This window comes from Paenibacillus solanacearum (assembly GCF_910593845.1).
Classification (GTDB): Bacteria; Bacillota; Bacilli; order Paenibacillales; family NBRC-103111; genus Paenibacillus_G; species Paenibacillus_G solanacearum.
Window position 1 is genome coordinate 205,701 of sequence record NZ_CAJVAS010000010.1, and the last position, 11,638, is coordinate 217,338.

13 protein-coding genes are annotated in these 11,638 nt (G+C 58.3%); 2 read left to right on the forward strand and 11 right to left on the reverse strand.

Translation table 11 applies throughout. The features are described 5' to 3' along the window. Window positions 1-112: 112 nt before the first annotated feature. A complete protein-coding gene (locus KXG62_RS13945) occupies window positions 113-571 on the forward strand; it encodes a GreA/GreB family elongation factor (RefSeq protein WP_218092578.1) in 459 nt (152 codons plus the stop codon). Between the two features lie 221 nt (window positions 572-792). On the opposite strand, the gene KXG62_RS13950 is transcribed toward KXG62_RS13945, so the two are convergent. From KXG62_RS13950 to KXG62_RS13990, 9 genes are all read right to left on the reverse strand, one after another. Then, a complete protein-coding gene (locus tag KXG62_RS13950; RefSeq protein WP_218092579.1) occupies window positions 793-993 on the reverse strand; it encodes a sporulation protein Cse60 in 201 nt (66 codons plus the stop codon). 206 nt (window positions 994-1,199) lie between these two features. Next, entirely contained in the window at window positions 1,200-2,108 is a 909-nt protein-coding gene (locus KXG62_RS13955) for an ROK family protein (protein ID WP_246627443.1), read from the reverse strand. A gap of 113 nt (window positions 2,109-2,221) precedes the next feature. After that, window positions 2,222-2,941: an N-acetylmannosamine-6-phosphate 2-epimerase gene (locus KXG62_RS13960; protein ID WP_218092581.1), complete on the reverse strand. Its 720-nt coding sequence runs from the start codon at window positions 2,939-2,941 to the stop codon at window positions 2,222-2,224. Window positions 2,942-2,966: 25 nt separating this feature from the next. Further along, complete coding sequence (locus KXG62_RS13965; protein ID WP_218092582.1) at window positions 2,967-4,529, reverse strand: DUF4127 family protein; 1,563 nt, start codon at window positions 4,527-4,529, stop codon at window positions 2,967-2,969. 241 nt (window positions 4,530-4,770) lie between these two features. Further along, window positions 4,771-5,478, reverse strand: coding sequence for a glycerophosphodiester phosphodiesterase (locus KXG62_RS13970; RefSeq protein WP_218092583.1), 708 nt, complete (start codon window positions 5,476-5,478; stop codon window positions 4,771-4,773). Next, window positions 5,468-6,301 carry an HAD family hydrolase gene (locus KXG62_RS13975; protein ID WP_218092584.1) on the reverse strand — a complete coding sequence of 278 codons (834 nt, stop codon included), beginning with the start codon at window positions 6,299-6,301 and terminating at the stop codon, window positions 5,468-5,470. The genes KXG62_RS13970 and KXG62_RS13975 overlap by 11 nt, the downstream gene beginning before the upstream one ends. Window positions 6,302-6,448: 147 nt before the next feature. After that, window positions 6,449-7,396: a class II fructose-bisphosphatase gene (gene glpX / locus KXG62_RS13980; protein ID WP_218092585.1), complete on the reverse strand. Its 948-nt coding sequence runs from the start codon at window positions 7,394-7,396 to the stop codon at window positions 6,449-6,451. A 39-nt stretch (window positions 7,397-7,435) separates the two neighbouring features. Next, window positions 7,436-7,921: a ribose 5-phosphate isomerase B gene (rpiB, locus tag KXG62_RS13985; protein WP_218092586.1), complete on the reverse strand. Its 486-nt coding sequence runs from the start codon at window positions 7,919-7,921 to the stop codon at window positions 7,436-7,438. Window positions 7,922-8,128: 207 nt separating this feature from the next. After that, complete coding sequence (locus KXG62_RS13990; protein ID WP_218092587.1) at window positions 8,129-9,208, reverse strand: MDR/zinc-dependent alcohol dehydrogenase-like family protein; 1,080 nt, start codon at window positions 9,206-9,208, stop codon at window positions 8,129-8,131. Between the two features lie 279 nt (window positions 9,209-9,487). Between KXG62_RS13990 and KXG62_RS13995 the strand changes: the two genes are divergently transcribed. Continuing rightward, window positions 9,488-10,252: a DeoR/GlpR family DNA-binding transcription regulator gene (locus KXG62_RS13995; protein ID WP_218092588.1), complete on the forward strand. Its 765-nt coding sequence runs from the start codon at window positions 9,488-9,490 to the stop codon at window positions 10,250-10,252. A 290-nt stretch (window positions 10,253-10,542) separates the two neighbouring features. On the opposite strand, the gene KXG62_RS14000 is transcribed toward KXG62_RS13995, so the two are convergent. Together KXG62_RS14000 and KXG62_RS14005 are read right to left on the reverse strand one after the other, a co-directional pair. Continuing rightward, window positions 10,543-11,112: a dihydrofolate reductase family protein gene (locus KXG62_RS14000; RefSeq protein WP_218092589.1), complete on the reverse strand. Its 570-nt coding sequence runs from the start codon at window positions 11,110-11,112 to the stop codon at window positions 10,543-10,545. 7 nt (window positions 11,113-11,119) lie between these two features. Next, a complete protein-coding gene (locus KXG62_RS14005) occupies window positions 11,120-11,521 on the reverse strand; it encodes a DoxX family protein (RefSeq protein WP_218092590.1) in 402 nt (133 codons plus the stop codon). Window positions 11,522-11,638: the final 117 nt, after the last annotated feature.

The window sequence follows — 11,638 nt, forward strand, 5'->3', positions numbered from 1 at the left end:
AATGTTTGGAAAGCTCCTGCGGGAGCTTATTTTTCTAAGGAGGTCGTTTGCATGACAACGATGGATCGCATCAAACGGAGCATGGAAAAGCAAATCGGGGGGGATATCTACTATGAACCCTAGGATCGTCAGCGGTTCCCGTTCGCATCTCATCAATCAGCTCATATTTTTTGACGAACAATATACGGACTTCATTCATCAATACTTCCCGCAGCACAGCTCGCAGCGCGCCGGCATGGAGAAACTGATCCGCAAATACGCGGGCATGCTTGAAACGGTGCTGGAGCAAAGCGACTCCGAGCTGCTGGCGTCGCTTCATTCCGTTACGCTGCTCGGCAGCAAGGCAAAGCTCGTCTATGAGGAGGACGGGTACGAGGAATCGTTCACCATCGTGTTCCCGACCGAGATCGATCCCGATCAGAACCGGATTTCGTTTCTATCGCCGATCGGCAGTCAACTGCTGTTCTCTACGGCCGGTGAGCGGATGATTCTCGAGACGCCGGTCGGCCGGCACGACGTTCGCATCGAAGAGGTCAAATTCGCTTATATCGGCGGCTTCGCCAAAGTGTAGCGTGCTGCGCATTGCAAATGAAAAAGGAGAACCGTTCCAGGGACGCTTCGCGTCGCCTTACGGTTCTCCTTTTTGACATGCGCTCATTTGAAAAGAAGGAATACGATCAGCAGTAATAAGGCAGCGGCCGCCGATGCGATCGAAAGATAAAGAAAAAACATCCGGTACACGTACTCCGGGCCTCCGCTGCCCCTGCGATGCAAACGAAATTTCATTTTCGACTAATCCCCAGTATTATGCAGTGTTTTATATACGATAAGAATGGCGCCTCGTTGGTATTCGCTTTTATCCGGCTTGCTTTTCAGCAAAGTGCCGTAGCTGATGCTGATGAACTGCTCTTCCTTGATCGTTGCCAAAAATTCATTCGCTTTGTTCGCGGCCAGGCTGCTGTCCGAATCGACAAATTCCTTCACTTGAATCATAGTATTCGCCTCCAAATGTGTTGTCGCTTACGCCCGCAGTTTATACATTTAATGTAAAAATCTGCCGGTAAGCAGTGAGGCACCCCGCCCGTAACACCGGACGGAATGCCTCATTTGTAGTACCATAACATATCGGGTAAGGTTCGTCAATGCACATCCATGACGGAATTGGCTTACGACCGTCTTCGGCCGTGAGCAGACTGCGGCTACGCAGCCGGTCCTCCCGACAGCCCGTCCAGCGCCAGCTTCGCCGCACCCAGCGTGCCGGCCCGATTGCCAAGCTGCGCGGGCCTAACGTCGGCGTGGCTTCCCGCGTGCGCGAGCGCCGAGCGAAACGCAGGCCACCACAATGGGTGGGCGTCGACCACGCCGCCCCCGATGACGATCGCTTCCGGATCAAGGCCGTTGGCGATATTGCCTGCGGCCACCGCCAGACGGAAGACGAACCGGTCGACGGTCTCTTGGGCCGGGCGCTCTCCGGCGGCTGCGGCGTTCAGGACGTCGAGTCCGCTTGGATAGGGGCGGCCGGCTGCTTCCGAAGCGAGCCGGACGAGCGCCGTCCCCGACAAATACTGCTCGATGCAGCCGCTTCGCCCGCAGTTGCATGCCGTCCCTTCAGGCACAAGCACGGCATGGCCCCACTCGCCCCCGCTCCAATTCGCGCCGCGGATGAGCTCGCCCCCGGCCATATTGGCTCCGCCGACGCCGGTGCCCAGCGTCAGCATGACAACGTCCCGCAGGCCGCGGGCGGCGCCGATCCATGACTCGCCGAGCAGCGCGGCGTTGGCATCGTTATCGGCGAAGGCGGGGCGCCCGAACGCCGCTTCCGCCCATGCCTTCAAATTCATTCCTTGCCAGCCGGGGAGATTGTCGGTGGCGTACACGACGATGCCGTCGGCCGCATTCACCCTGCCCGCCGTGCCGATACCGATTGCCGCTGCTTCGGGATGATCGCCGAGCAGCGCTTCTACCGTCGACGCGACGGACGCCAGAATCGCTTCGCGTCCTGCCCTTGCATCCGTCGGACGCCTCGTTTCGGCCAGCGAGCGGCCTTCCCGGTCGCACACGACTCCCTTGACCGACGTTCCCCCGATGTCAATTCCGATCACCTTCATCCGATCCCGCTCCTTCATGACCGGGTGCACGGCGGCCGCGCGGGAGCAGTCCTCCCGGCGCCGCCCGCGCCCTGCTCTGTACTTGCACGAATGCGCCGGCGCTTCATGGCCGGCTATCCTCTAGGCGTCTGCCCCGCCTGCGCCGCAGCCGCCGCTTTCCGGACTTCGGAGGCGTAGCGCTCCGTAATGAGCTGCGGCCGCGTAATCGCCGAGCCGACAACGACAGCGTATGCCCCGGCCTCCAACGCCTGAGCCGCTTGCGACGGCTCCCATATTTTCCCCTCGGCGATGACGGGAAGGGACAGCGCGCGGACCGCTTCGCGGATGAATGGAAAGTCCGGCTCCGGGGATTGCGGCGAATACGGCGTGTAGCCGGACAATGTCGTCGAGACGCAATCGACCCCGAGCGAAGCGGCATAGACCGCTTCTTCCAGCGTCGAGACGTCGGCCATCGTCATTACCCCGCGGGAGCGCATGTACATAACGAGGCGCTCGAGCGTTTCCCCGGAAGGCCGCGGCCGGCGCGTCGCATCGAAAGCGATCATCGAAGCGCCCGCTTCGATCAGCTCGTCGACTTCCCGCCGGGTCGGCGTAATGTAGATGTCGCTATCCGGATAGTCCCGCTTCACAAGCCCGATCACCGGCAGCAGGACGGCCTGGCGAATCGCGCGCACATCGTCCGCTCCGTTGGCGCGAATGGCCACGGCGCCCCCCACAGCGGCCGCTTGAGCCATCTTGGCCATCACGGAAGCCCCGTGCAGCGGCTCATCTTCCAGCGCCTGGCACGATACGATCAGCCCCGCCCGAATTTGTTCAAATAAAGAATCGTTCATTCGGTTTCACTCCTGTATGTCGCTTTTATCCCGTTCCCTGCGCCTGCCGGTCCGGCGGCAAGGGCGGCAACGTGTCCAGACGGACGGTTAACCCGACTTCAAACATCCGGTTCCACGGCAGCCAGCAATCTTCGATGACGACGCGGTGCCGCCCGTCGTCCACATGTTCCCTTACGAAATGGCTCAGCTCGGCGGCCACGATCGACGCCACCCGGCCTCTCGTTCCGTCCACGCCAAAGTAGCTGAGCCCGAGCTCCTTGACAGCGCCTTCGGTCACCTTGCTCCGGACGTACGCGCAATACCCGGCGTCCTCCGTATAGCGAAGCGCGAGAAAATCGTTATGCCTCGCCGTATGGCCGTAGATCAGGCATAACATGCTTTGCGCGAGCACGGTGCCCATCGTATTCGAGCTCGTATTCCAGCCCGCGTAGCCGGCAAGCCGGAACAACAGTCCTTTCTGCCGCAGCAGCTTGACAAGCTGCAGGTCCGCCCCGTTCGCATACGCGACATCGGCGACCGCGCACGGCTTGCCGAGCCTATCCAACGCGTAATGGGCATACTCGGCCAGCTCCACGATATTGCGCTGCACATGATAGCCGGGGTTCGGCGCCGATTGCACTTCGGCTTCCGCCATCGTCTGGCCGGGCGTGTTGACGAGCAGCACGAGGTCGGCATCCACCGCGCTTTCGGCCAGCATGCCGCCAGCGGCCAATATATGATACTTCAGGCTTTCGTACAGAAGCCGGTCTTCATAGAGCGGCGTGACAAACGGTCCCTGCAAGCTGGAAAACCGAGGATACACGGCTGGCACGCGGCGATGCAGCAGATTAGCCATGCGGGCGAGCAGGGTGCAGCCCGCCTCGTCCGCTCCCGGGTACATATAGGCGCGCAGCTCCACATTCAGCTCCTGAATGCGCGAGCGCACCATCTGCTGGTCGATCGCGGTCCAGCCGTAAGGAGCCGAATCGTCCTGCGGCACGATCATGAAATCGATCGTCCCGTCCAGTACGAAGCTCAGTGCCCGCCGGTTCACCTCGCGGTTCACGGCGCGCCGCCGCAAGTAGTCGTCCAGGTACGGCTGCGGCAGCCGCTTGCCGATCTCAACCAGCTCCGCGCGCTCCTCCTCCGAGGCCACCCCGGCATCCAGCTTATGCCGAATGTACCCGGTGCGGAAAATGTCTTTTCCCCAATGCTCGTAGTAATCGGGCTCTTCATCGCTGGACGAATAGCGCGGACAGCGCATAATCAGTTGAAAGGCGAATACGGTCAGCCGCGGATTGCGCGCTTTCAGACGCTTCAGCCCTTCTAGTCTTTCCGCGCAGGCTTCCGCCGACTGCGTATGCAGGCGCGAAGGAATGATGCCGCCGTACAGCAGCATATCGAGCGACAATATTACCCCGTCGGCGTCTGCCGCCTCATGCAGAAGCCACTGCCACAGCCCGTCGACCGGCGCCGGCCGTTTCTTGAGCCCGAGCAGCCCGGCCTCCGGCCGAACCAGATGAATATCGGTTCCTTCGGCAAGCAGCGCGGGAAACGCATCATTGCAAGGCCGCTCATCCAGCGGCACATAGACGATTTTTCTCCTCATTCCGCTTCCTCCATCAAACACTAGCTAACCATGACCATGACAATAAATGGTATGAGCGCCTGTCAAAAGTATAGCACCAAAAGAAATATTTCTCCATATTTATTTAAAAAAGTGGCGTAATTTTTCTTTTTAACGCAAAAAAATCCGGCCTTTGGCGGATGGAAGCAAGCCGCTTCTACCGGGGGCCGGGATGGATCGGTATGTAACAGAGCGGGTTTCGAACCCGCGTGCGGGAAAAATGTTATGAGCCGCCTTGCGCGAATGCCGCCCACTTCTCCAGCTCATTGGTGCAAATCAGCAGCTCGGGATACCGGCTGAAGCGGGCCATATCGCTCTCTCGATCGACGGTGTACGGAATCAGCACCGCTTCTTCGCGCCGGCAAATTTGCAGAAACTCATCGGATATATACGGATGATGGACAGAAATATACCGGCAGCGAATCTCCTTCATGAACGGGAACAACGCCGGCGACGCGCCGCTGTTGATCACGCCGAGCCCGATACGGTCGTCGAGCTCTCTGACCCGGGACAGCGCATAATGGTCGAATGACGTAAGAAACGTCTGCTCACGCATATCGAGCCGCTTCACCGTATTCAGCACTTCGCGCTCCAGTCCAGGGTACAAGCTGCCCATCTGCTTCAGCTCGATATCGACAATCAACCGGTCCTTGAGCAGCAGCAGCGCCTCTTCCAGCGTTGGAATGGGCTCGGTTCCGGCGATGCGCAGCTCCTTCAGCTCCGCCAGCGTCAGCTCGTTGACCCGGCCTTTGCCATCCGTCATCCGATCGACGGAAGTGTCGTGAATGACGACGGGAACGCCGTCCTTGCTGAGCTGAACGTCCAGCTCCAAATGCGAATACGACAGCTCGACCGCCGCTTGGAACGATACGAGCGTATTTTCCGGATAACGCTTCGGGTAGCCCCGGTGCGCTACGCCTCTAATCGACATATGTGTTCCCTCCCTTCGAGCCGGCGCCGATGGCGGCGAACCGTTCCATTGCTTCCACGACGCCTTCTCCATAGCCGTTGCGGCATACGTACGACGCGTGCCGTATCAGCTCATCGTGACTGTTCGCTACGGCGACGCCGATGCCGGCCTCCTCAATCATCTCCAGATCGTTCAGCTGGTTGCCGATGCTCATGACTTCCGACGGCGCGACGCCCAGATGCGCCATCAGCTTTTTGAGCGCTTCCCCTTTGCTCTGTCGAGCCGGAATAATTTCGAAGAAATGATCCTCCGACTGGACGGCCGCATACTCCCTCGCGTACCCGCTCCGGCAGCGATCCCATAACGGCCTGATCTGGCTCATATCGCCGATCAGAACGACCTTCTGAACCGGACGTTCCGTCCAGGCTTCGTCCCCGGGATTGAGCGGTACGCAAGGCAGCCCTTCCCGCTGTTCGAAATACGCCGTCTCCGGCGTCGACCGCAGCGTCCGGATGCCGTCCTCGCCAAACAGCAGGACGGTTACGCCCGCCTGATCGGCCTCGCGCAGAAACGGCGCGATTTCCTCCAGCGTCAGCTGCGCCATCTCCCATATTTTGTCGCGGTCGGCAATGACGCAGCCGTTGCACAAAATATACGGAATATCGATATCCAGACGGTCGACGATCGGACGAGCGCTAGGCCCGAACCGGCCGGTCGCGATCGTAAACAGCCCGCCCGACGCCCGAAAGCGGCGTACGGCGTCGATCACGGAATCGTTCAGCCGGTTGTCTTCCGACAGCAGCGTTCCGTCCAGATCGCTGACGATTAAGCGAATGGAACTCATGGATGTTTCTCCCCTTTTGTCTATATCTGGAACATAGGTCCGGAAAGCAGACACGGCTCCCTCCTTATCCGGTCACACTTTTTCGGCGGGGCGCGTTCACAGCATGCCCGCTTACGCCGCACATCGTTCCGGAGCCATAGCTATAGCTTATCCGGCCATACTGCCTGCGTGCATCGAACGAATGAAGTGAACGCCGCTCGGACCGGACGTCAGCAGTGAATGCGTCAGCAGCCTGCCGCCCGAAGCGTGCGCAATGCCACTCAGCAGCGGTCCCGGCGTAATTCCCGTCGCGGCAAACACGCATTCGTCGGAAGCGACCATATCCTGCAGCGTGAGCCTTCCGCACGGATCGGATAAGCCCATCCGCAGGCACCGCTCGTGTTCGGCCTCGCTTGCGGGCAGCAGACGCGCCTGCATGTCGCCGCCGAGACATTTGACGGCGACGGCCGAGATGACGCCCTCCGGCGCGCCGCCGATGCCGTAGAACAGGTCGATGCCGCTCTCCTCCATGGCGGCGGCAATCGCGCAGGTCACATCGCCGTCGTCGAACAGCCGCACCTTCGCGCCGGTCTCTCGGATCGCATCGATCGCCGCCTGATGCCTTTCCCGGGATTGCACCGAAACCGTCATCTCCCGCAGCGGTTTGCCCAGTGCGGCCGCGACGCGAAGCACATTATCGGCCACAGGCAGGCCGATATCGATCACGCCGCCGGCCCCCGCGCCTGCGGCAAGCTTCTCCATATACATGTCGGGCGCATGCAGCAGCGCGCCTCTAGGAGCGGCGGCAATGACAGCCGTCGAGTTGTTCTGCCCTCCGGCGACGAGATTCGTCCCTTCGAGCGGATCGACGGCGATGTCGATCTGCGGTCCTTGCCCGGTTCCCGTCTTCTCCCCGATATACAGCATCGGCGCTTCGTCCATCTCGCCTTCGCCGATAACGACGACGCCGTCCATCTGAATTTGCCGCAGCACCCGGCGCATCGCCGCCGTCGCCGCTTCATCCGCTTCATGCTTGCGGCCCCGCCCTACCCACGGCAGGGCGGCGATCGCCGCCGTCTGCGTTACGCGCAAAAACTCCAAGGCCAGTTGTTTCATACCGCTACCGCCTTTAGCTTCGTTATAGATTCGTCCGGCTCAGGAACACGAGTTCTCGGATTGCGGCCCCCTCGATTGATTCAGGCGCTGTTCGCCTTCCATAATTTTCTGCACCTTCCGCTCGGAGGCTCCCCCGTCGAATTCCGCGTCCAGCCATGCCTGCACGACATGCTTAGCCAGCTCCGGGCCGATCACTCTGGCGCCCATCGTCAGCACTTGGGCATTGTTGCTCTTCCTTGCACGTTCGGCCGAGTAAGTATCGTGGCAAAGCGCAGCGCGAATGCCCGGCACTTTGTCCGCCGTGATCGTCATGCCGATTCCCGTTCCGCAGACGAGAATGCCTCTGTCGAACCGCCCTTGCATAATTTGTTCCGCTACCGCAAACCCGACATCGGGATAATCGATCTGCTCATTGCCGTCGGATGGGCCGAAGTCTTCGCATTCCACGCCTTTGTCGCCGAGGTAGCTTTTAATGATTTCCTTCAATGTATAACCGGCCTCGTCGGCCCCAATCGCTATTCTCATCTCGATAGCCTCCATCAGGTAATATAGGGAAAATCAGCTTGAAACGTAAACCATGAGGCGATACTGCGCAGCCGGGTGGACCGGGACAAATGAACGATGTGCTGCTCGCCCGGATCATGCGTATCGAACCGCGACGCGCGAGCCCGGATGAATGCATGCTCCCCAATCCGGTCCGGCTTCGCCGCCGCCTAACGGCAAGCCTCGCCGCTAGGGAATCAGAATGACCTTCAAAGAATTAACGCCCTTCTTCACAAGCTCGAAGCCTTTGACGTAATCTTCCAACGGAAGCTGGTGCGTCACGACCCCCTCGGTCGGCAGCTTCCCGCTGGCGATCCCATCGATGACCAGCGGATAGCAATAAGGACCCAGATGCGAACCAAGAACGTCGAGCTCCTTCCGGTCGCTAATAATGCTCCAGTCCACCGTCACCGGATCTTTGAATACGCTGAATTCGACGAATCGGCCGAGCTTGCGGATCATGGCGAGTCCCTGCTCCACCGACTTCGGATGACCTGTCGCTTCTATATATATGTCGCAGCCGTAGCCGCCCGTCAGCCGCTTGACTTCGGCGACGACGTCCACTTCTTTCGGATTGAGCACGAGATCCGCTCCGAACTGCTTCGCCAGCTCCAGCCGATCTTCGAACAAGTCGAGCACGATCAGCTTCCCTGGACCTGCCATCTTGGCGGCGCCGACCATCCCGAGACCGAGCGTTCCCGCACCCGACAGGACGACGACGTCGCCGAGCTGAATTTGCGCCCGCTGCACGGCATGGAAAGAGCATGCGTACGGCTCGATCAAGATCGCTTGCTCCAGCGGAAGATCGGGCGGAACCTTGTAGTTGATCGCTTCCTTCGTAAATTTCATATATTCCGCCATGCCGCCGTTCACGTTGTTCTGAAATCCGTACAGGTCATGCTTCTCGCACATCCAGTATTGACCACGCTTACAAAAGCGGCAGTCCCAGCAAGGCACGATCTGTTCGGAGATGACCCGCTCTCCGAGCTGGAAGCCTTGTACGCCTTCGCCGATTTGCACGATATGGCCGATAAATTCATGGCCCGGAATCATCGGCGCCTTAATATACGCCGGCTGCGTCGCATCGCCCCAGAAGCTGGGTGCTCCTTCGTAAGCCTTGATGTCGCCGGCGCAAATGCCGCAAGCCTCCACCTTGATGACGATTTCGCCAGGCCCTGCCTGCGGCACGTCAACCTCCTCCAGCCGGTAATCGCCCGGAGCGTAAGCGACGATCGCTTTCATTCGTTCTGGGATTTCAACATGGTTCATAAGGCTGCCTCCTTGAATGATCGATAATAAATCCGTGTCTGGCGCTTGGTATGACAGTACGGTTATTTATTACCATTTTTGCATCAGACCCTGTATTTGTCAATAAATATTTTGCTTTTTACTGATGTTTATTGTGATTTATTTTCATTTATCATTATTTTATAATAAAAACGATACTTAAAATGTTTTATTTACGCTGCATTCAGTATTATTTTATTGATTGACCATTTTTGTTTTGTTATAATTTTAATAAATATTCAGTTATGGGAGATGCGATGGATGTTAGCACCTGAACGCCGGAACCGGATTATGCACATATTGAATCAACATAAGCAGCTCCTGGTCAAAGATGTATCGCTTGAGCTCGGCGTTTCCGAGGGTACGCTCCGAAACGACCTCAAAATATTGGAGGAAGACGGCCTGCTGGAACGAACGCACGGCGGAGCGGTGCTGCCCAAGCCTCCGACGCAGGAATATACGTTCCATTCCCGCAGCCAGGTCAATCAGACGGAGAAGATGATGATCGGCAAGGCGGCGGCCAACTTCGTGCAGAACGGCCAGTGCATCATCCTGGACGCCAGCTCCACCTCGCTCGAGCTTGCCAAGCATCTGGTTCAATACGATTATTTGACGGTCGTCACGAACGGCCTCGCCACCGCGCAGGAATTGACCCGCAACCCGCATATCAGCGTCATTGTCGTGGGCGGCGTGCTGCGGCCCGGCTCGAGCTCGCTGGAAGGGCTGCTCGGTAAAGGGCTGCTGTCGCAAATTCACGCCGATATTCTCTTCACTTCCGCGCGCGGATTCACCGTTGCCGAAGGGTTGACCGATTTCAGCGTATACGAAGCCGAACTGAAGAAGACGATCGTCTCGAATGTCAGCAAAGTCGTCGCGCTATTGGATCATACGAAGCTGAACCGCCGGTCGATCGCCACGTTTGCCGAGATGTCCCAGATCGATACGCTGATTACCGATCCCGGAGCGAATCCGGAGTTTTTGAAGCAGCTGAAAGGCGTCGAGGTCGTTATCGCCGATTCGCTGTAAGGAATCGGGGGCGCGCCAAAAAGTCAAGGATACGCATCGCGTATCCTTGACTTTTTTAGCATAAGGAAAGTCTAATTTCATTAAAGCGCTACAGCGATGAATAGACGTTCTGCTCGCAAGAAAAACTTCTGCTAAACCACGAATGGACCTGCATCGTGAAGGCCTCAGGCTTCGAGGCTTTGAGGCTTCGATAAGAGTGTCTCTTAGGAAGCGAGCTTCTCTTGTACTTGCCCGAAGCGTGCACGAAGCCGCTCCGTGACAGCCCCTCAGCCTTTCTTTGCATTCCGGTTTCATGCTCTGCGATAGTGCAGTAGGACGACACCGCCCTCAAAGTCGATCCTGTTCTGAAGACGCATGGAAACCTCCGGTTCTAAGCCGCTGAACAGCTTCTCGCCTTGCCCAGCGATGACCGGATGGACGAACAGCCGCATTTCGTCGAACAGCCCGGCTTGCAAAAACAAGCGCCACGTTCGAATCCCGCTCTCCACGGATATATGCTTGCCGCCGCTTTCCCGTTTGAGCTTCTCCATGTCCCGGATCAACGTTTCGCGGTCGCTGAGGAGCAGCTGCTGTGAATGATTCCACACGAGCTCCATCGGGGAACGCGTCAGTACGATTTTGTTGATGCGGTTTATTTTTCGCGCAAACGCGCGCTCTAACAGGGATACGGACGTCTTCTCCGCAGCTTGCCAATATTCGGCCATGGACCGGTACGTATGGCCGCCGACTACGACCGTATCGAGCGTATCGTAGTACGCAAGGGCGTCTTCCAACATATCGTCGCCGAAGCGCATCCACCGCTGCGGATCGGAAACGACGCCGTCCAGCGACTTATGCAAATACAAAATGATGTTCCCCATGCGAGGCTCAATCTTCCTTCTGACGCAGCGGAATGAGCTTGCGCACGCTGTCATCCTTCAGCCAGATGGCTCCCCATACCAGGATGGCGATATACACCGGGAATAACACATGGGAAAACAGCGGGTTATCCAGGCGAACATGGGTCGCAATCGCACCGCCGAAATATCCGGTCAGCAGCACCGCACCAAGCACCGTGGTCCGGGGAATCGCGTACAAAATCGTGGCGATCAACCCCAGCGCTCCGATCACGACGAGATGATGCTCCGCATATCCGAGCTGCACCGTTCCTTCGACGACGGGGGCCGGTTTAATAAATTTGGTGATGCTGTCGAACAGCATAAACAGCAAGGCCAATCCGTACATGACGCGTGCCGTCCAGAGGCGGCCTTTCGATATCGTTCTCTTCATGATTATTTCCATTCCTTTCGCTTCGCTCAAGGCACAAAACGGAATGAAATCCGTTCGCCTTGAGCGGTTCTCTTGTATTCTAGAGATACAGAGATATCAGCACACTACAAATCACGC

Excerpts from the sequence above, each read along its gene's own strand:
- KXG62_RS13945 (WP_218092578.1), top strand. The coding sequence starts at position 113 with ATGAACCCTAGGATCGTCAGCGGTTCCCGTTCGCATCTCATCAATCAG.
- KXG62_RS13950 (WP_218092579.1), bottom strand. The coding sequence starts at position 993 with ATGATTCAAGTGAAGGAATTTGTCGATTCGGACAGCAGCCTGGCCGCG.
- KXG62_RS13955 (WP_246627443.1), bottom strand. The coding sequence starts at position 2,108 with ATGAAGGTGATCGGAATTGACATCGGGGGAACGTCGGTCAAGGGAGTC.
- KXG62_RS13960 (WP_218092581.1), bottom strand. The coding sequence starts at position 2,941 with ATGAACGATTCTTTATTTGAACAAATTCGGGCGGGGCTGATCGTATCG.
- KXG62_RS13965 (WP_218092582.1), bottom strand. The coding sequence starts at position 4,529 with ATGAGGAGAAAAATCGTCTATGTGCCGCTGGATGAGCGGCCTTGCAAT.
- KXG62_RS13970 (WP_218092583.1), bottom strand. The coding sequence starts at position 5,478 with ATGTCGATTAGAGGCGTAGCGCACCGGGGCTACCCGAAGCGTTATCCG.
- KXG62_RS13975 (WP_218092584.1), bottom strand. The coding sequence starts at position 6,301 with ATGAGTTCCATTCGCTTAATCGTCAGCGATCTGGACGGAACGCTGCTG.
- glpX (WP_218092585.1), bottom strand. The coding sequence starts at position 7,396 with ATGAAACAACTGGCCTTGGAGTTTTTGCGCGTAACGCAGACGGCGGCG.
- rpiB (WP_218092586.1), bottom strand. The coding sequence starts at position 7,921 with ATGAGAATAGCGATTGGGGCCGACGAGGCCGGTTATACATTGAAGGAA.
- KXG62_RS13990 (WP_218092587.1), bottom strand. The coding sequence starts at position 9,208 with ATGAACCATGTTGAAATCCCAGAACGAATGAAAGCGATCGTCGCTTAC.
- KXG62_RS13995 (WP_218092588.1), top strand. The coding sequence starts at position 9,488 with ATGTTAGCACCTGAACGCCGGAACCGGATTATGCACATATTGAATCAA.
- KXG62_RS14000 (WP_218092589.1), bottom strand. The coding sequence starts at position 11,112 with ATGGGGAACATCATTTTGTATTTGCATAAGTCGCTGGACGGCGTCGTT.
- KXG62_RS14005 (WP_218092590.1), bottom strand. The coding sequence starts at position 11,521 with ATGAAGAGAACGATATCGAAAGGCCGCCTCTGGACGGCACGCGTCATG.